This window comes from Streptomyces sp. NPDC050211, assembly GCF_040656035.1.
GTDB lineage: Bacteria > Actinomycetota > Actinomycetes > Streptomycetales > Streptomycetaceae > Streptomyces.
Genome location: NZ_JBFALC010000012.1, coordinates 153,175 through 172,457, shown reverse-complemented (window position 1 = coordinate 172,457; position 19,283 = coordinate 153,175). Strand labels below are relative to the sequence as shown.

The 19,283-nt window shown below is 69.0% G+C and carries 13 protein-coding genes; 7 read left to right on the top strand and 6 right to left on the bottom strand.

Annotated features, from left to right (window positions below):
* The first annotated feature begins 61 nt into the window (after positions 1–61).
* The 3 genes from AB0I98_RS15925 to AB0I98_RS15915 are packed head-to-tail and all read left to right on the top strand — an operon-like array spanning position 62 to position 3,377.
* Complete coding sequence (locus tag AB0I98_RS15925; protein ID WP_362941176.1) at positions 62–1,603, top strand: circularly permuted type 2 ATP-grasp protein; 1,542 nt, start codon at positions 62–64, stop codon at positions 1,601–1,603.
* Positions 1,600–2,532 carry an alpha-E domain-containing protein gene (locus AB0I98_RS15920; RefSeq protein WP_362941173.1) on the top strand — a complete coding sequence of 311 codons (933 nt, stop codon included), beginning with the start codon at positions 1,600–1,602 and terminating at the stop codon, positions 2,530–2,532. The genes AB0I98_RS15925 and AB0I98_RS15920 overlap by 4 nt, the downstream gene beginning before the upstream one ends.
* 2 nt (positions 2,533–2,534) lie before the next feature.
* Entirely contained in the window at positions 2,535–3,377 is an 843-nt protein-coding gene (locus AB0I98_RS15915; protein WP_362941170.1) for a transglutaminase family protein, read from the top strand.
* Between the two features lie 40 nt (positions 3,378–3,417).
* Here the strand turns inward: AB0I98_RS15915 and AB0I98_RS15910 are convergent, their stop codons facing one another.
* The gene (locus tag AB0I98_RS15910; RefSeq protein ID WP_362941167.1) at positions 3,418–4,524 is read right to left on the bottom strand and encodes a substrate-binding domain-containing protein; all 1,107 of its coding nucleotides are present in this window, start codon (positions 4,522–4,524) and stop codon (positions 3,418–3,420) included.
* Positions 4,525–4,820: 296 nt separating this feature from the next.
* Between AB0I98_RS15910 and AB0I98_RS15905 the strand changes: the two genes are divergently transcribed.
* The 3 genes from AB0I98_RS15905 to AB0I98_RS15895 all read left to right on the top strand — a co-directional run bounded on the left by AB0I98_RS15905 (position 4,821) and on the right by AB0I98_RS15895 (position 11,212).
* Entirely contained in the window at positions 4,821–6,791 is a 1,971-nt protein-coding gene (locus AB0I98_RS15905; RefSeq protein ID WP_362941164.1) for a fibronectin type III domain-containing protein, read from the top strand.
* A 17-nt stretch (positions 6,792–6,808) separates the two neighbouring features.
* Positions 6,809–9,223: a PA14 domain-containing protein gene (locus AB0I98_RS15900; RefSeq protein WP_362941161.1), complete on the top strand. Its 2,415-nt coding sequence runs from the start codon at positions 6,809–6,811 to the stop codon at positions 9,221–9,223.
* Positions 9,224–9,490: 267 nt separating this feature from the next.
* Positions 9,491–11,212, top strand: a complete 1,722-nt coding sequence (locus AB0I98_RS15895) for a PA14 domain-containing protein (protein WP_362941158.1) — start codon at positions 9,491–9,493, stop codon at positions 11,210–11,212.
* Positions 11,213–11,311: 99 nt separating this feature from the next.
* Here AB0I98_RS15895 and AB0I98_RS15890 read toward each other — a convergent pair whose 3' ends face one another.
* From AB0I98_RS15890 to AB0I98_RS15870, 5 genes are all read right to left on the bottom strand, one after another.
* A complete protein-coding gene (locus AB0I98_RS15890; RefSeq protein WP_003999354.1) occupies positions 11,312–11,758 on the bottom strand; it encodes a helix-turn-helix domain-containing protein in 447 nt (148 codons plus the stop codon).
* Between the two features lie 5 nt (positions 11,759–11,763).
* On the bottom strand, positions 11,764–12,936 hold the full coding sequence (gene dnaJ, locus AB0I98_RS15885; RefSeq protein ID WP_210579846.1) for a molecular chaperone DnaJ: 1,173 nt from the start codon (positions 12,934–12,936) through the stop codon (positions 11,764–11,766).
* A 36-nt stretch (positions 12,937–12,972) separates the two neighbouring features.
* Complete coding sequence (gene grpE / locus AB0I98_RS15880) at positions 12,973–13,617, bottom strand: nucleotide exchange factor GrpE (RefSeq protein WP_210579844.1); 645 nt, start codon at positions 13,615–13,617, stop codon at positions 12,973–12,975.
* Complete coding sequence (gene dnaK / locus AB0I98_RS15875) at positions 13,614–15,461, bottom strand: molecular chaperone DnaK (protein WP_362941155.1); 1,848 nt, start codon at positions 15,459–15,461, stop codon at positions 13,614–13,616. The genes grpE and dnaK overlap by 4 nt, the downstream gene beginning before the upstream one ends.
* A 94-nt stretch (positions 15,462–15,555) precedes the next feature.
* Entirely contained in the window at positions 15,556–16,575 is a 1,020-nt protein-coding gene (locus AB0I98_RS15870) for an undecaprenyl/decaprenyl-phosphate alpha-N-acetylglucosaminyl 1-phosphate transferase (protein WP_362941151.1), read from the bottom strand.
* Positions 16,576–16,780: 205 nt separating this feature from the next.
* On the opposite strand from AB0I98_RS15870, the gene AB0I98_RS15865 reads away from it, so the two are divergent.
* Positions 16,781–19,063, top strand: a complete 2,283-nt coding sequence (locus tag AB0I98_RS15865; protein ID WP_362941148.1) for a (Fe-S)-binding protein — start codon at positions 16,781–16,783, stop codon at positions 19,061–19,063.
* The last annotated feature ends 220 nt before the right edge of the window (positions 19,064–19,283 follow it).

Below are 19,283 nucleotides of genomic sequence, written 5' to 3'. Positions count from 1 at the left end.
CGTGAGCTGCCCGAAATCACCGGGTGATCGCCGTGTTACGTACCGCGCTTAACGTCCAGTCATGGCGGACATATTTGACGCATACGCGTTGGCCGATGCGTGGGACGAGATGTTTGTGCGGCCGGGTGAGGTCAGGACCGCCTATGAGCCGGTGCTGGCGGCTCTGCAGCCGATCGAGCCGAGTGAGCTGCGGTTCCGGGCGGACCAGATGGCCCGGGCGTTCACCGACCGTGGGGTGACCTACGCCTTCGCGGGCGAGGAACGGCCCTGGCCGCTGGATCTCGTGCCCAGGATCCTCGACGCTCTGGAATGGGATCTCATCCAGCGCGGGGTGGCCCAGCGCGTGCGCGCTCTGGAGGCCTACCTCTCCGATGCCTACGGGCACTGCCGCGCCTTTGAGGACGGCGTCGTGCCCTGGCGGCTGCTGCTCAACTCCGCTCATTTCCACCGGGCGGCCCACGGGGTCGAACCACCCGGCGGGGTCCGCATCCATGTCGCCGGCATCGACCTCGTACGGGACGAGGCCGGGGACTTCCGGGTGCTCGAGGACAATGTGCGGGTCCCGAGCGGGGTGTCGTACGTCATCGAGAACCGCAGGGCGATGACCAGGATCTTCCCCTCGCTCTTCACGGAGCAGCATGTGCTGCCGGTGGACGGGTACGCGCAGCGGCTGCTCGCCGCGCTGCGGGTCGCGGCACCCGGCGGCACGGTCGACCCCCGCGTCGTCGTCCTCACCCCGGGGCCCAGCAACGCCGCCTACTTCGAGCACGCGCTGCTCGCCCGGCTGATGGGTGTGCAGCTGGTCGAGGGGCACGACCTGGTCTGCCGGAACAACCGGGTCTGGATGCGGACCACGCGTGGTGAGGTGCCCGTCCATGTCGTATACCGGCGGCTCGACGACGACTTCCTCGATCCGCTGCACTTCCGGCCCGATTCGGTGATCGGCTGCCCCGGCATCCTGAGCGCCGCCATGGCGGGCAATGTCACACTCGCGAATGCCGTGGGGAATGGGATCGCGGACGACAAGCTGCTGTACACGTACGTCCCGGATCTCATCCGTTACTACCTCGGTGAGGAACCGATTCTCCCCAATGTGGAGTCCTACCGGCCCGATGAACCAGGGCAGTTGGAGGCCGTCCTCGACCAGATCGACCAGCTGGTCGTGAAGCCGGTCGACGGGGCGGGCGGGCAGGGCATCGTCATCGGGCCGAAGGCCGACGCCGAGACCCTGGAGCGGACCCGGAAGGCCGTCGCCGCCGACCCCCGCGGCTGGATCGCCCAGCGTCCGGTCGCCCTGTCCACCTCCCCCACCCTGGCGGGCGAGCGGATGGCGCCGCGCCACATCGACCTCCGCCCCTTCGCCGTCAACGACGGCAACGACATCTGGGTGCTCCCCGGCGGCCTCACCCGGGTCGCCCTCCAGGAGGGCAACCTGATCGTCAACTCCAGCCAGGGCGGCGGCTCCAAGGACACGTGGGTGCTGGCCGAGGGCCCCGCCGAAGGGCCCGCCCCGGCGCCCGCCGGCGGCCTCCCGGAGGTCGCACCCCGCCAGCTCGGACCCGACGGCTCCCCCACCGTCGTACAGGAAGGGGCGCAGCAGTGAACGACGTGATCCTGTCCCGGATAGCCGAGGCGCTGACCTGGACCGGCCGCTATGTCGAGCGGGCGGACGCCACCGGGCGCATCCTCGACGCGTATCTGCACCGCATGCTGGAGGACCCCTGGCGCGACGAGGACGCGGCCTGCCGGTCGCTGTACGCGATCCTCGGCGTCGACGCGGGCGATGAGCGCGTCGACATGCAGCAGGTCCTCGACCAGCTCGCGTTCGACGCCCACTCGACCTGCTCCATCGAGGGCGCGCTGGGCGCGGCCCGGCTGAACGCGCGCAGCGCCCGTGAGGCGGTCTCCTCCGAGATGTGGGAGTGCCTCAACGCGACCTGGCACGCGCTCGCCGAACAGCGGCGCGCGGCCCGCCGTACCGGCCCGTACGCCTATCTGGAGCTGGTCCGCAGCCGGGCCGCCCTCTTCTTCGGGCTCGCCGACTCCACCATGAGCCGGGACGACAGCTGGCGTTTCGTCGTGCTGGGCCGGAGCCTGGAGCGGGTGGACATGACCGTACGGCTGCTGTCCGTGCGTGTGCTGGACGCCGCCCACGCCCCGGACTGGACGACGCTGCTGAGCGCGAGCGGCGCGGACGAGGCGTACGCGCGCGTGCACACCGGTTTCGGCGACAGCCCGCGGGTCGCCGAGTTCCTGCTCCTGGACCGGGCCTTCCCGCGCTCGGCGCTGCACGCGCTGACCACGGCCGAGGAGTGCCTCACGGCGCTGGGCCGCCCCCGCCAGGACCCGGCGCGCCGGCCGATCGGGCGGATACGCACCCGCCTGGAGTATCTGGACTCCCACACCCTGGAAGAGCAACTACCCCTGTTGCTGACCGACTTGCGGCAGTCCTGCATGGCCTCCGCCGAAGCGGTGGCGGAGCGGTTCTTCCCGTACCAGGGGCCCGTCGAGTGGGCCCAGGAAGGAGCGTGAGCATGACCCGCCGCCTCCGCATCAAGCACATCACCAAGGTCTCGTACGCCCAGCCGGCCGCCTCGTCCCACAACGAGGTCCGCATGACCCCGCTGACGCTGCCCGGCCAGACCACCCTGGACGCCCGGGTCAGCATCGCCCCGGCGACGGCGACCTGGTCGTACTGGGACTACTGGGGCACCCAGGTGACCGGCTTCGACCTCATGGACCCGCATGCCGACGTCACGATCACGGCGTCGAGCCTCGTCGAGACGACCCCGACGGCCCCCCTGCCCGACGCCCCCGACTGGACCGGGATAGCGGCGCGCACCGCCAACTCCCGCCTCCTCGAATTCGCGAACGCAACCAGTCGTACGACCGTCCCGGCGGAGCTGGTGGAGCGGGCGAGGGAGGTTTCCGCCGGCCTGGACCCGCACGGGACGGCGATCGCGGTGTCCGGGCTGGTCGCCGACCACGTCTCCTACATCCCCGGCGCCACCGGCGTGACCACATCGGCCGCCGAGGCCTGGGAGCAGGGCGCCGGCGTCTGCCAGGACATCGCCCACGTCACCATCGCCCTCCTCCGCGCCATCGGCCTGCCCACCCGCTACGTCTCCGGCTACCTCCACCCCGAGCGCGAGGCCGAACTGCACCGCCCCGTGGAGGGACAGAGCCACGCCTGGGTCGAGTACTGGGCAGGCGACTGGTGCGGCTACGACCCGACGAACCGCACCAGGCCCGACGAGTCCCACGTGGTGGTGGGCCGGGGCCGCGACTACGACGACGTGACGCCGCACAAGGGCATCTACCGGGGCGTGGCGGGCGGCCCACCGGAGGTGACGGTGGAGTTCACCCGGGTGGGATGAGCCGACGGGAGGGCCGGGCACTCCGGCCCTCCGCCCGGGATCAACCCAGCTTGAGCTCTTCGCACGCGCTCTTGAGCTTGCTCGTGCAGATGTCCGACAGCTGGTAGATGTCGTCGGCGATGACCGTTTCCTTGATGTTCTTCCTCGTCAGGGCGACGACAGGGACGAGCTGAGCGGGGATGTCCTTGGTCGTCGGGCTGTCGACCTTGTCACGGGTGAGGGCGTCGAACTGGATGTCCTTGCCCTGGACCTTGGCGACAGCCATCTCCGCCGCGGCCTCGGCCTCCTGCGGGTACGACTTGTAGACGCTCATGTACTGCTCGCCGCTGATGATCCGCTGCACGGCGGCCAGCTCGGCGTCCTGGCCGGTGATCGGCGGCATGTCGGTGACGCCCGCGGCCTTCAGGGCGTCGATGATGCCGCCGGCCATGCCGTCGTTGGCGGAGTAGACACCGGCGATGTTGTTCACGCCGATCGCCTCGATGGCCTGCGCCATATTGGCCTCGGCGTTCTTCGGGTCCCAGTCCTTGGTGTCGAAGGACTTCTTGATGTCCACCTTGCCGGTCAGCTCGTCGAGCGCGCCCGCCTTGAACTGCTTGGCGTTCGGGTCGGTGGGCGAGCCGTTCATCATGACGATCTTCTTCGAGGCGTCCTCGCCGTTGCCCAGCGCCTCGACGAGGGTGCGGCCCTGGACCTCGCCGACCAGCGAGTTGTCGAAGGAGATGTACGCGTCGATCGGGCCCTCGGCCAGCCGGTCGTAGGCGATGACCGGGATACCGGCATCCTTGGCCTTCTTCACACCGTCCGCGATGGCGTGCGAGTCGACCGCGTCCAGCAGGATCACATCGACCCCGTCGTCGATCATCTGCTGCAGCTGGGTCGCCTGCTTCTCGGCGCTCGCGTCGGCGTTGTCGTAGTCGACCTTGCCCTGCTTCCGGGTGAGGGACTCGACCTTCTTCTTGATGATCGGGTAGTCGAAGTTCTCGTAGCGGGAGTTCGCCCGCTCGGGCAGCAGCAGCCCCACGGTGATGTCGTTGCCCTTGGTCGGGCTCGCGTCACTGGCCTCGCCTGATGCGTTGAGCACGCCACAGGAGGCGAGCGACAGGGTCATCGTGGACGCGGCCACAGCTATGGCGGTACGACGCATGAAGGGGCTCACTTCTGGTGTCTTCCGGACGTGGGCGCAGCATTGCGACCCAGGTGACTGAAAAGCCAACGCGTCCGCGCCCGCCTGCGTCAAGCGGAACTACTTAACGAGATGACAACATCACCCTCCGCTTCACCTGTGAAGAGCTGGAAGATTCGCCTCCAAACCCCCGTTACGGACCCTCCATTTGATGCGCCCCCCAGCAGAGGTTGAGATCCGTACAACCAACTTCATTCCTCGCGAGTCGTGATCACGGCAGCTTTTTTCCGTCGTTCTGATCCCGACTAGAGGACCGAATGAACTCAGCCAGACGCGCGACGACCGCGACCGCCGTCGCGCTCGCCACCGCAGGCGGCCTGCTCTCCACCATCGCCACCACCCCCGCCTCCGCGGCCGTCAGCTGCACCTCCCCCGTCTTCAAACGGCAGTTCTTCGCGAACACCACCTTTTCGGGCACCCCGAAGAAGACGGACTGCGACACCACGATCGACCAGAAGTGGTCCGGCGCTCCCGCCACTAGCCTGCCGAGCAACAACTTCGGCGTCCGCTGGACGGTGACGAGGGACTTCGGCTCCGGCGGGCCGTTCGCGCTCAACGCCTCCGCCCTGGACGGCATCCGCGTCTACGTCGACGGCGTCCGCAAGATCGACCTGTGGAAGAACACCTCCACCACCGTCTCCAAGACCGTCAACCTCACCATCCCGTCCGGCAAGCACAGCATCCGCGTCGACTACGTCAACTGGACCGGCAGCGCGAGCGTCAAGTTCGCCTACACACCCCGCACATCCGCGACCGTCGACAAGGTCAAGCCGCTCACCCCGACGGGGACTTCGGTCTCGTACGACCAGGCCACGGGCAAGGCCAAGCTCACCTGGGCGAAGAACAAGGAGATGGACCTCGCGGGCTACCGCGTCTACCGTCGCCTGAAGGGGAGTTCGTACCCCGGCACGCCGCTCGCGACGACCACTTCGACGTCGTACACGAACACCCCGCCCCCGACCGGTGACACCTACTACTACGAGGTCCGCGCGGTCGACAAGGCGGGCAACGTCTCGACGGGCACCGCCGACAAGCCGGTCACCACCGTCGACAGCACGGCCCCCGGCGCACCGAAGAATCTCGTGGCGAAGTCGACCAAGGCGGCCAACTCCCTTTCCTGGCAGGCTGTTTCGGGCGCCACCTCGTACGAGGTGTACCGCGCGTCGAACGCCGATGGCCCATTCACCCGCATCGCGGTGACCGGTTCGGCGGCGTACGAGGACAAGGACGCGACGGCCGACGTGCCCTTCGCCTACAAGGTGCGGGCGCTGGACGAGGCCGGCAACATCTCGGTGTTCTCCGCTGTCGTGTGGGCGACCCGGGACACGGTGGCGCCGGCGGTGCCGCAGGGGGTCGACGTCGTCGCGGAGGACGAGGACGGAGTGACGCTCACCTGGCAGAGCATCGGCAGCGACGCCGCCGCCTACCGCGTCTACCGTTCCACGTCGTCCCAGTCCTACGGCACCCTCGTCGGCACGACGCAGACGGTCACCTACCGGGACACCACCGGCGTGGCGGGGGAAACTTACATCTACGTTGTGACGGCCGTGGACGCGGCCGGCAACGAGTCCCACGCCGGGGCCCGCGTCCCCGGCACCAGGACGGTCGGTCCGAGCAGCGCGCCCGGGGCTCCGGCCCTCAGCATCCTTGCGGACGCCGGCAGCGACCGGATCAGCCTGGTCTGGAACCAGAGCGGCGCGGTTCCCGTGTCCGGCTACACGGTGTACCGCTCCCGCACGACGCCGGTGGACACGACCAACGCCTCGAACATGTACGCCTCGACCACCGCCAGGTCGTACGAGATGACGGCGACCGCCGACGACCGGACCTACTACTACGCGGTGGTCGCCACCTCCACATACGGCATCCGCTCGGCCCCCTCGAACTCCGTGCTGCCTCCCGCGGGCGGGGGCGAGGTCGAGCACGGGCCGCCCGGAGCCACAGAGGTGTACGAGGTGGTGCCCGGCGACGGGCAGGTCCGGCTGACCTGGGTCATCGTGGTGTCCGCCGATGGCCAGTCCCCGGTCACCGGCTACCGCGTGTACCGCTCGACCAGCCCCGGCGTCACCAAGGAGAACGCCGAGGCGACCTACAACACCGCCGACTACCGCCACACCGACACCGGCCTGACCAACGGCACGACGTACTACTACGCCGTCGCCACGCTCAACCAGGCCGGCCTGGAGTCCGCACTGTCCCCCGAGGTCTCGGCCACTCCCGGAACCTGAACTCCCCGAAGGACCCGATGAACCACGCCAGACGCACGACGGCGGTCACCGCGATCGCCGTCGTGCTCACCACCGCGGGCGGCCTCCTCGCCGCGACCGCGGCCCCGGCCACCGCGGCCGTGAGCTGCACCTCCCCCGTCTTCAAGCGGCAGTTCTTCGCGAACACCACCTTCTCGGGCACCCCGAAGAAGACGGACTGCGACAGCGCCATCGACCAGACGTGGTCCGGCGCCCCGACCACCGGCCTGCCGAGCAACTACTTCGGCGTCCGCTGGACCGTCACGCGTGACTTCGGCTCCGGCGGCCCGTTCGCCCTCAAGGCCTCCGGCCTGGACGGCATCCGTGTCTACGTCGACGGCGTCCGCAAGATCGACCTGTGGAAGAACACCTCCACGACCGTCTCCAAGACCGTCAACGTCACGATCCCGTCCGGCAAGCACTCGATCCGCGTCGACTACGTCAACTGGACCGGCAGCGCGAGTGTCAAGTTCAGCTACCTCCCGAGGACTTCGGCGACCATCGACAAGGTCAAGCCGCTGACCCCGACGGGGACTTCGGTCTCGTACGACAACACCACGCGTAAGGCCAAGCTGACCTGGTCCAGGAACAAGGAGATGGACCTCGCCGGATACCGCGTCTACCGACGTCTCAAGGGGAGCAGCAGCTGGACGAGGCTGACCGCGACCACGGCGACGACGTACACCGATGCGCCGCCCGCGACCGGACAGACCTTCTACTACGAGGTCCGCGCGTACGACAAGACGGGCAACGAGTCGGCCGGTACGGCGGACCAGGGCGTCACGACCGTCGACAAGACGCCGCCCGCCGCGCCGTTCGTCGAGCAGGACGTCTGCTCGACGAACGACAAGCTGGCGGGGCCGCAGCTCATCACGACGGCCGAGAACAAGGCCGACATCGCCTGGTACCAGGCGCAGCGCAAGAACGCGGCCACCGGTGAGTGGATCACCGTGCACGAGGGCACGAAGGGTTTCTTCTGCGACGCCGGTCAGCCCGCCGACGGCAGCGAGGTCACGTACCGCGGTCGGGCCCGGGACGCGGCCGGTAACTGGTCCGCGTACTCCGCCGCCACGACGATCACCCTCTGGGACACGGTCCCGCCGACGGCCCCCGCGGACCTCCGTGTCGCGTACGAGGCGGGCGTACCGCATCTGGTGTGGACGCCCGACGCCGACGCGGCGAAGTACGAGGTGCTCCAGTACAACCCCGCGACCGGCGCCTATCTGAGCGCCATCGACACCGTCACCACCACGGCGACCGACGTGGTGCCGCGGCAGAAGCTGGCCCTGGCGGACGAGTACCGGTACGCGGTCCGCGCGCTGGACGCCAAGGGCAACGCCTCCGGGCCGGCCGAGGTCACCCTGAAGATGGCGGACCGGCCCGAGGCGATCGCCCCGTACCGCCTCTACACCAGGCAGGTCTGGCAGAAGGGCGTGAACACGGCGTGGCGCAGCGCCGACCCCTGGGCCGCCGACGAGCAGCACCTCCCGACGTACGAGATCGTCCGTACGGACCCGGCGACCGGGCAGAGCACGACCGTGACGCAGTGCTCGCCGCAGATCACCGGCGAGGGTCCGCTGGAGGCGCCGTACAGCTACACGTACAGCTCGACGGACGCGTACGACCCCTCCTACGCGACGGCCGCACAGGTCATCCACTCGCACTGCCTGGACGGCACCGGCGCCTCCGAAACCACGTACGAGTACCGGATCGTCGTGGTCGACCGATTCGGGCACCGCTCCCAGCCGAGCGCGCCGCTCACTGCCACCACCGACGACACCCAGCGCCCCGCCGCGGTGACCGATCTGACGGCCGAGATCATCCCGCTCGGCGTCCGGCTCACCTGGAACCCGCCGGCCGACGACGACGTCATCGGCTACCACGTCTGGCAGGGCACCACCGACCCGGAGACCGGGGCGACGGTCTGGAAGGAGAACTGCTGGACCGGCGACTCCCTGGCCGACACCGAGATCCTCTGCCCGACGCTGCCCGACGGCAAGGAACACGTCTACCGCGTGGCCGCCACAGACCGCGTGTACATGGACCCGGAGCCCGAGACCTTCCACTACGCCGAGGTCGCCGTCACGCTGCCGGACACCCTGCCGCCGGGCTGGACGGGAACGACCATCACCGAGGACCAGTACCCGGAGCTGTACGTCCGCTGCGGCGTCACCATCTACGACATGCCGTGCGGCGACTACACGGACTACCGCTGGGAACGCTGGGACCCGGCCACCGGCTCCTGGACCACGCTCGCCACGGGCAAGGTCGACGCCCCGCAGTTCTACCTGGACGAGACGGTGAACGAGGACCGGCTCGGTCTCTACTACTACCGCGCCGTTTACATCGACGCCACGGGCCACGAAGAGGTAGTGGAGCAGGAGGCATACGGCATCTGGGACTCCTGGCTCTGAACCGGCAGCGTTCGCGGCGGCTGGTGGGACGACATCATGCCTACGTCGTCGCCGTGGACAGGGACGGCAACTCCCGCTGCACCAGCGACTCAGCCTCCTCCCCCAGCAGGCGAAGCCCCAGCGGCCGAGTACGACTTACTTGGTACAGCCGCGCCAACTCCAGGAGCACGAGTCAGGACTGAGGTCACGTACAACCAACGTCGTTCCTCGCGGGTCGTGATCAGGACAGTTCCCTCCCCGCTGTCCTGATCACGACCCGAGGACCGAATGAACCCAGTCAGACGCACGACTTCCGCGGCCGCGACCGCCGTCGTGCTCGCCACCGCGGGCGGCCTGCTCACCGCCACCGCAGCCCCCGCCACCGCCGCGACGACCTGCGCCTCCCCCGTCTACAAGCGGCAGTTCTACGCGAACACCACCTTCTCGGGCACCCCGAAGAAAACCGACTGCGACAGCGTGATCGACCAGAACTGGGGCACCGGCGCCCCCGCCACTGGACTACCGAGCAACAACTTCGGCGTCCGCTGGACCGTCACCCGTGACTTCGGCTCCGGAGGGCCCTTCGCCCTCAACGCCTCCGCCCTGGACGGCATCCGCGTGTACGTCGACGGTGTCCGCAAGATCGACCTGTGGAGGAACACCTCCACGACCGTCTCCAAGACCGTCAACGTCACGATCCCGTCCGGCAAGCACAGCGTCCGCGTCGACTACGTCAACTGGACCGGCGCCGCGAGCGTCAAGTTCGCCTACACACCCCGCACATCCGCGACCGTCGACAAGGTCAAGCCCCTCACCCCGACGGGGACTTCCGTCTCGTACGACCAGACCACCGGCCAGGCCAAGCTCACCTGGTCCAAGAACAAGGAGATGGACCTCGCGGGGTACAAGGTCTACCGCCGCCTCAAGGGCGCGTCCTTCGGCAGCACTCCGCTCAAGACGACCACTTCCACCACGTACACCGACGCGACCCTCCCGGTGACCGGCGACACCTACTACTACGAGGTCCGCGCCCACGACAGGGCGGGCAACGAGTCGGTCGGTACGGCGGACATAGCTGTCGTCACCGCCGACCGCACCGTCCCCGCCGTGCCCACCGATGTGGAGGCCACGTCCGTGACGGACGGGCTGCGGCTCACGTGGAGCGCGGTCACCGGAGCGCTGTCGTACCGGGTGTACCGGGCGCCGAGCGGGAGCACCTCGTACGTCAGGGTCGGTGATGCCAACACGGCCTCGTATCTGGACACTTCGGCGGTCGAGGGCAGCTCCTACAGCTATCGGGTGACCGCTCTGGACGCGGCGGGCAACGAGTCCGTCCGCTCCGCCGCCGTCGAGGCGACCCGCTATGACCGGACCCCGCCGCCCGCGGTGACCGGGCTGAAGGCCACGCCGACCGGGTACGGATTCACGCTGAGCTGGGACCCGAACCCGGCGCCCGACCTCGGGCGGTACCTCGTCTACCGGGGTGAACTCGTGGGCGACGAGGAGGAGAAGGTCTGCTCCGTGCACGAGGTGGAGTGGCTGTTCGCCGACACCACGTCCTACGAGTACGCGACCCTGCCGGACGGCGAGGAGGCCTGCTTCTTCGTGGACGCGTACGACGACAACTGGCTCTCCAGCTGGAAGTGGACCGGCGAGGCCAACATCGTGGTGGAGACGGAACTCGACGTCACTCCCAGCGTGGCGACGCCGGAGGGCTCCCCGCTGGAGCTGGAGGCGGTGGCACCGGAGGGCGACGGGGGCAACTCCCTGACCTGGACCGGGCTCGGCGAATCCGCCCCCGAGGCGGCCAGAGGCTACCGCGTGTACCGCTGGAACCCGGCCACGTCGGCGTACGAGAAGCTCGCCGACCTCACCAGTGGCGACAGGTCCTTCATCGACACGGGCGCGAAGCGCGGCACCACGTCCTTCTACTGGGTGACCGCCGTCGCCGCCGACGGCACGGAGTCCGTACCCGCGGGCGACTACGCGATCACCACACCGGGCGCCTGAGCCACACGGTGACAGGACAGCGAAGGGGCCCGGAGGACGAACCTCCGGGCCCCTGATGCGTGAGTCTGCCCAGTCCCAGTCCTACTCCTGGTCCCAGTCCTAGTCCTTGGCCTTCTTCGGGCGCCACACCACCAGCGCGCTCGTCTGCTGTACCTCCTGGTACGGCACCAGATCGCGGCGGTACGACGCGTGCACCGCCGCCTCGCGCTGCTGCATCGCCGCCGCAGCGCCGTCCAGGGCCGCCTGGAGTTCCGCGACGCGGGACTGCAGGGCGGCGACCTGGTTCTCCAGTTCGATGATGCGCTTGATGCCGGCGAGGTTGATGCCCTCGTCCTGCGACAACTGCTGCACGGTGCGGAGCAGTTCGATGTCGCGGGCCGAGTAGCGGCGGCCCCGGCCGGCGGTGCGGTCCGGGGAGACCAGGCCCAGGCGGTCGTACTGACGCAGCGTCTGCGGGTGCAGGCCGGACAGCTGGGCCGCCACCGAGATGACGTAGACCGGGGTCTCCTCGGTCAGTTCATACGGGTTGCGTCGACGGCCGTCCATCTCCATCAAGCTCCCTTCGCGGCCTGGAACAGCTCCGCCCGCGGATCCTCACCCGCGGTCGCCTCGCGGTACGCCTCTAGCGCGTCACGAGCCTTCCCCGTCAGGTCCTTCGGAACACTCACCTCCACGGTGACCAACAGGTCACCGCGGGTGCCGTCCTTGCGGACCGCGCCCTTGCCCCGCGCCCGCATGGTGCGGCCGTTGGGCGTGCCGGGCGGCAGCTTCAGGGTGACGGGAGGGCCGCCCAGCGTCGGGACCCGGACCTCTCCGCCCAGCGCCGCCTCGGTGAACGTCACCGGGACGGTGACGGTGAGGTTGTCGTCCTTGCGGCCGAACACCGGGTGGGCGTCGACATGGACGACCACGTACAAGTCGCCTGCCGGGCCGCCCCGTTCACCGGGGGCGCCCTTGCCGCGCAGGCGGATGCGCTGGCCGTCCGACACCCCGGCGGGGATACGGACCTGCATGGTGCGCGACGACTTGGCGCGGCCGCTGCCCTTGCAGACCTCGCAGGGGTTCTCCGCGATCAGGCCGCGGCCCTTGCAGTCCGGGCAGGGGTCGGTGAGCGAGAAGCCGCCGCCCGAACCCCGGGCCACCTGGCCGGTGCCCACGCAGGTCGGGCAGACCCGCGGGTTGCCGTTCGCGTCGCCGGTGCCCGAGCAGGCCTTGCAGGGTGACTGCGAGGACATCCGCAGCGGGACCGTCGCGCCCTCGATCGCCTCGGTGAAGCTGAGGGTGACCTCGGACTCGATGTCCTGGCCGCGTCGCGGCTGGGTGCGCGTGGTGGCGCCGCCCCGGTTGAACAGGCCCCCGAAGACATCACCGATGCCGCCGCCGAAGCTTCCGGAACCCCCGCCCTGGGGGGCGCCTCCGAAGAGGTCGCCCAGGTCGAAGTTGAAGTTGCCGCCACCCGCGCCCGGCCCCGGGCGGAATCCGCCGTTGCCGAAGAGGGTGCGCGCCTCGTCGTATTCCTTGCGCTTCTTGGGGTCGCCGAGGATGTCGTTCGCCTCGGAGATCTCCTTGAAGCGCTCCTCGGCCTTGGCGTTGCCCTTGTTGGCGTCCGGGTGGTACTCGCGGGCGAGCTTCCGGTACGCCTTCTTGATCTCGGCCTCGGTGGCGTCCTTGGGGACGCCGAGGACCTTGTAGTAGTCCTTCTCGATGAAGTCCTTGGTGCTCATCCTCGACGTCCCTCCTCTCTCGTCGTCAGTTCAACGTCAGCCCTCGTCCGGGCCACCGTTCTCCTTGTCGTCGCCGGCCTCGGCCTCTTCGGCCTTGACTGTCTGGGCGCCCGGCTGCGGTTCGGCGACCGCCACCCGCGCGGGGCGGATGGTGCGCTCGCCGATGCGATACCCCGGCTGGAGGATCGCGACGCAGGTCGTCTCGGTGACGTCCGGCGCGTAGGAGTGCATCAGCGCCTCGTGGATCGTCGGGTCGAAGGGCTCGCCCTCCTTGCCGAACTGCTGCAGTCCCATCTTCGCCGCGACGGTCTCCAGCGACTCCCCGACGGACTTGAATCCGCCGACGAACTCGCCGTGGTCGCGGGCGCGGCCGATGTCGTCGAGCACGGGCAGGAGCTCGGTCAGGAGGTTCGCGATGGCGATCTCCTTGACCGCGATCCGGTCGCGCTCGACCCGGCGGCGGTAGTTCGCGAACTCTGCCTGGAGCCGCTGGAGGTCCGCCGTGCGCTCACCGAGCGCCGTACGCGCCTGGTCCAGCTGGGCCAGCAGGCCCGCTTCTGCGTTCACGTCCCCGGCCGGGGCCGCTCCCTCTTCGGGAGCGGCCTGCGGCTCGGCGTCGTCGGGGGTCGCGCCGGAGGGGACGTCGGGCTTCTCTTCGAAGCCCGGGGTCTCCTCGGTCACGCCGCACCGTCCTTGCGCTCGTCGTCCACGATCTCGGCGTCCACGACGTCGTCGTCCGCCTTGGCGCCGCCGGCGGTGGCACCCTCGGGACCGCCCGCGGCCTGCCCGGCCTGGGCGTCGGCGTACATGGCCTGGCCGAGCTTCTGCGAGACGGCCGCGACCTTCTCGGTGGCCGTGCGGATGACGGCGGTGTCCTCGCCCTTGAGGGCTTCCTTCAGCTCCTCGACGGAGGCCTCGACCTCGGTCTTGATCTCGCCGGGGACCTTGTCCTCGTTGTCCTTGAGGAACTTCTCCGTCTGGTAGACGAGCTGCTCGCCCTGGTTGCGGGACTCGGCGGCCTCGCGGCGGGCGTGGTCCTCCTCCGCGTACTTCTCGGCCTCCTGGCGCATGCGGTCGACCTCGTCCTTCGGCAGCGAGGAGCCGCCGGTGACGGTCATCTTCTGCTCCTTGCCGGTGCCGAGGTCCTTGGCCGTGACGTGCATGATGCCGTTGGCGTCGATGTCGAAGGCGACCTCGATCTGCGGGACACCGCGCGGGGCCGGGGGCAGGCCCGTGAGCTCGAACATCCCGAGCTTCTTGTTGTACGCCGCGATCTCGCGCTCGCCCTGGTAGACCTGGATCTGCACCGACGGCTGGTTGTCCTCGGCCGTGGTGAAGATCTCGGAGCGCTTCGTCGGGATCGTGGTGTTGCGCTCGATCAGCTTGGTCATGATGCCGCCCTTGGTCTCGATACCGAGGGACAGCGGGGTCACGTCGAGGAGCAGGACGTCCTTGACCTCACCCTTGAGGACACCGGCCTGCAGGGCGGCGCCGATGGCGACGACCTCGTCCGGGTTGACGCCCTTGTTGGCGTCCTTGCCGCCGGTCAGCTCGCGCACCAGCTCGGCGACGGCGGGCATACGGGTGGAGCCACCGACGAGGACGACGTGGTCGATCTCGTTGATGGAGACGCCGGCGTCCTTCATCACGTTGAAGAACGGGGTCTTGCAGCGCTCCAGCAGGTCGGCCGTCAGCTGCTGGAACTGAGCCCGGGTGAGCTTCTCGTCCAGGTGCAGCGGGCCCTCGGCGGAGGCGGTGATGTACGGCAGGTTGATCGAGGTCTCGGTGGAGGAGGACAGCTCGATCTTGGCCTTCTCGGCGGCCTCGCGGAGGCGCTGGAGGGCCATCTTGTCCTTGCCCAGGTCCACGCCGTGACCGGCCGAGAACTGCTTGACCAGGTAGTCGACGATGCGCTGGTCCCAGTCGTCACCACCGAGGTGGTTGTCACCGTTGGTGGCCTTCACCTCGACGACGCCGTCGCCGATCTCCAGCAGGGACACGTCGAAGGTGCCGCCGCCGAGGTCGAAGACGAGGATCGTCTGGTCGTCCTTGTCGAGGCCGTACGCGAGAGCGGCGGCCGTCGGCTCGTTGACGATACGAAGGACGTTGAGACCGGCGATCTCACCGGCTTCCTTGGTCGCCTGACGCTCGGAGTCGTTGAAGTACGCGGGGACGGTGATGACGGCGTCCGTCACCTTCTCGCCCAGGTAGGACTCGGCGTCGCGCTTCAGCTTCTGCAGGATGAACGCGGAGATCTGCTGCGGGTTGAAGGGCTTGTTGTCGAGCTCGATCTTCCAGTCCGTGCCCATGTGCCGCTTCACCGAGCGGATGGTCCGGTCTACGTTGGTGACCGCCTGGCGCTTGGCGACCTCGCCGACGAGCACCTCGCCGTTCTTGGCGAAGGCGACGACGGACGGCGTGGTCCTGGCGCCCTCGGCGTTGGTGATGACGGTGGGCTCACCGCCCTCCAGAACGCTGACGACGGAGTTAGTCGTGCCCAGGTCGATGCCGACCGCACGTGCCATGGTTGATTCCTCCAGCTGACTTGAGTGGAACAGGCTCAAGTGTGCACGACGCCTTCCCCGCGGTCAACAGACCTGAGTCTGTGAGGCTCAACTCTTATCCGTTCCTTACACGCAACTGGCCCGTGACCTGCGGAGACGCAGACCGGCGCGGCCCGTACACCGGCACCCCGAGCAGCCCCACCACGACCACCACGGCACCGCCGGCCACCCACACCACCGCGGATTCCCCCACCCACCCCACATGCACCAGCACCCCGACGGCGACCGCCGCGAACGCGCACAGGGCCAGGATGACCACCGCCCCCTGCGGGGTGAGCCCGAGCCGGCGCAGCCGGTGCGCGAGATGGTCGGGCCCGCGCCGCAGCAGGGGGCGCCCGGCGAAGCGGCGGGACAGCATCACGAGCACGACATCGGCGGCGGCGACGGCGGCGAGGGCGAACAGCACGCCCGCGTCGGACAACGGATCGCCGCCGGCCCGCGTGAACACGGCCGTCGAGGCGAGCAGGAACCCGGTGAACAGCGACCCGCACGAACCGAGCGCCACGCGCGCGGGCGGCCAGTTGTGCATGAGGAACCCGGTCAGCGCGGCGGCCAGCACGCTCAGCAACACCGCGAGACCGTCCATGACTTCGGCGGCGGCGATGGCCCCGGCCCCGAAGGCGGTCACCACCCCGACGGTCCCCGCCAGCGCGTCCGCGTGATCGAGCGCCCGGAACCCGACGGCCACGAAGACGATCCAGCCGACGGCGAGCACGCCGACGAGGAGCCCCGTCTCGCGGTACGGCACCACGCAGGCCGCCGCGATCGCCGTACCGCCGACCAGGAACCGCAGCTTCACCCGCCGGAAGTCGGCGATCAGCCCGAGCCCGGCGACGACGGCGGCGGCCACGACCAGCCCGCCGACCCCGTCCCCCAGGGGCGCGTACCGCGTCCAGTTCCCCGCGCCGGCCACGGCACAGGTCGCGGCCACGACGGCCACCCCGCCGACCACGGGCACGGGCCGCTGCCACCGCCGGTCGAGCAGCCCGATCCGCTGGGCGGGCAGCCGGAACAGGGCGGCGAGGACGGCGGCGAGGAGAAAGGCGGCGGAGGCGGCGAGGATCCCGTAGATCACCCTCTTAAATTAGTCATGAATTGCCCTAATTATCATGAATAACACGGTCGACTCCTGAGGCAACCCTCAGCGACACAGATCACCGCACGCCCGGCTACAGTGCGGCGGAAGATAGGGGTAGTCTCGGAAACTGATTAAGTTACCGCTTAGTAATCTCTTGAGACCTCTCGACGAAGCCCCTCTCGCAGGCCCGAGGAGCCCCGAAATGCAACTCGCCGCGATCATCGTGTCGCTGGTTCTGATCGTGGTCGGCGTGGCCCTGTTTGCCCGCGCTGTCCTGCAGATCCTCAACTTCATGCGGCTCGGCCAGAGCGTGCCCGCGGGCACCCGCACCGACGAGCCCGTGCAGCGCGTCGTCACCGTGGTCAAGGAGTTCCTCGGCCATACCCGGATGAACCGCTGGGGCGTCGTCGGCGTCGCGCACTGGTTCGTGGCCATCGGCTTCTACACGCTGCTGCTGACGATCGTGAACGCCGTCGGGCAGCTCTTCCAGGCCGACTGGGTGCTGCCGATCATCGGGAACTGGGCGCCGTACAACGTCTTCGTCGAGTTCATCGGCACCATGACGATCGTCGGCATCCTGGCGCTGATCGTCATCCGGCAGCTCAGCAAGCCGAACAAGCCGGGCCGCAAGTCCCGCTTCGCGGGCTCCAACACCGGCCAGGCGTACTTCGTCGAGACGGTCATCCTGATCGTCGGCATCTGCATCTTCATGCTGCACGCCCTGGAGGGCGCCCAGCACCACGTCGAGGGCTACGAGGCGTCGTTCTTCATCTCGTACCCGGTGGTGTCGTGGCTGGAGGGCATGGACCTCTCCACGCTGCAGAACCTCACGTACTTCTTCGCCGGCCTGAAGGTCTCGACCTCCTTCACCTGGATGATCGTGGTCGCCTTGAAGACCGACATGGGCGTGGCCTGGCACCGCTTCCTGGCCTTCCCGAACATCTACTTCAAGCGCGACGCCAAGGGCGACACCGCGCTGGGCGAGCTGCTGCCGATGACGTCGGGCGGCAAGCCGATCGACTTCACCGACCCCGGCGAGGACGACGTCTTCGGTGTCTCCCAGGTCGAGCAGTTCTCCTGGAAGGGCCTGCTGGACTTCTCCACCTGCACCGAGTGCGGCCGCTGCCAGTCGCAGTGCCCGGCCTGGAACACGGGCAAGCCGCTCTCCCCCAAGCTGCTGATCATGTCGCTGCGGGACCACGCGCACGCCAAGGCGCCGTACCTGCTGGCCGGCGGCGGTAAGACGATGGAGGGCGAGGAGAAGGCGTCCGAGGAGCAGCTGAAGGACGTCCCGGCGGCGGCGCTGGCGGAGGCCGAGCGTCCGCTCATCGGCACGGTCGAGGAGAACGGCGTCATCGACCCGGACGTGCTGTGGTCCTGCACCACCTGCGGCGCCTGTGTCGAGCAGTGCCCCGTTGACATCGAGCACATCGACCACATCGTCGACATGCGCCGCTACCAGGTGATGATCGAGTCCGCGTTCCCGTCCGAGGCGGGCACGATGCTCAAGAACCTGGAGAAGAAGGGCAACCCCTGGGGCCTGGCGAAGAAGCAGCGCCTGGAGTGGCTCAAGGAGGTCGACTTCGAGGTCCCGGTCGTCGGCAAGGACATCGAGGACCTGTCCGAGGTCGAGTACCTGTACTGGGTCGGCTGCGCGGGCGCCCTCGAGGACCGCGCCAAGAAGACCACCAAGGCCTTCGCCGAGCTGCTGCACATCGCGGGCGTCAAGTTCGCGATCATGGGCGGCGACGAGAAGTGCACCGGTGACTCCGCCCGCCGCCTGGGCAACGAGCCGCTCTTCCAGGAGCTCGGCATGGAGAACGTCATGGCGCTGAACATGGCGTTCGGCGAGGAGATGGACGACGACGGCAAGGTGACGGAGGAGTCCCGCAAGCCCAAGTCGGCCAAGAAGATCGTCGCCACCTGCCCGCACTGCCTCAACACGATTGGCAACGAGTACCCGCAGATCGGCGGCGACTACGAGGTCATCCACCACACCCAGCTGCTCCAGCACCTGGTGGACGCGGGCAAGCTGATCCCGGTGACCCCGGTCGAGGGCATCATCACCTACCACGACCCCTGCTACCTGGGCCGCCACAACAAGATCTACACGCCCCCGCGCGAGATCATCGCCAGCGTCCCCGGCATCCGCAACGAGGAAATGCACCGCCACAAGGAGCGCGGCTTCTGCTGCGGCGCCGGCGGTGCGCGGATGTGGATGGAGGAGCGTATCGGCAAGCGCATCAACAACGAGCGCGTCGACGAGGCGCTCTCGGTGAACCCGGACATCGTGTCGACGGCGTGCCCGTTCTGCCTCGTCATGCTCACGGACTCCATGAACGGCAAGAAGAACGACGGCAAGGCGAAGGAGTCCATCCAGGTCGTCGACGTAGCCCAGCTCCTGCTGGACTCCGTGAAGACCCCGGTGGACCCGGAGGACTCGGCCGAGGCGGAGAGTACGCCGGAGCGGGAGCCGGTGAAATAACAGCGGTCGTACGACGCAACTGGCGCCCCCTGCCCGGGATCGGGTGGGGGCGTCGCCGTTGGGCCCGGAAACCAGGTGAGCGGGGGCAGGGCCCTTGCGTAGCTTGCTCCCCATGGGTGGGGAGAAGATCGCGAGCGGACGGCTCGTGGACGCGGTGCGGGCCAAGGACGCCGACGCCGTACGGGAGTTGCTGGCAGCGGGCGCGGACCCCGACACCGTG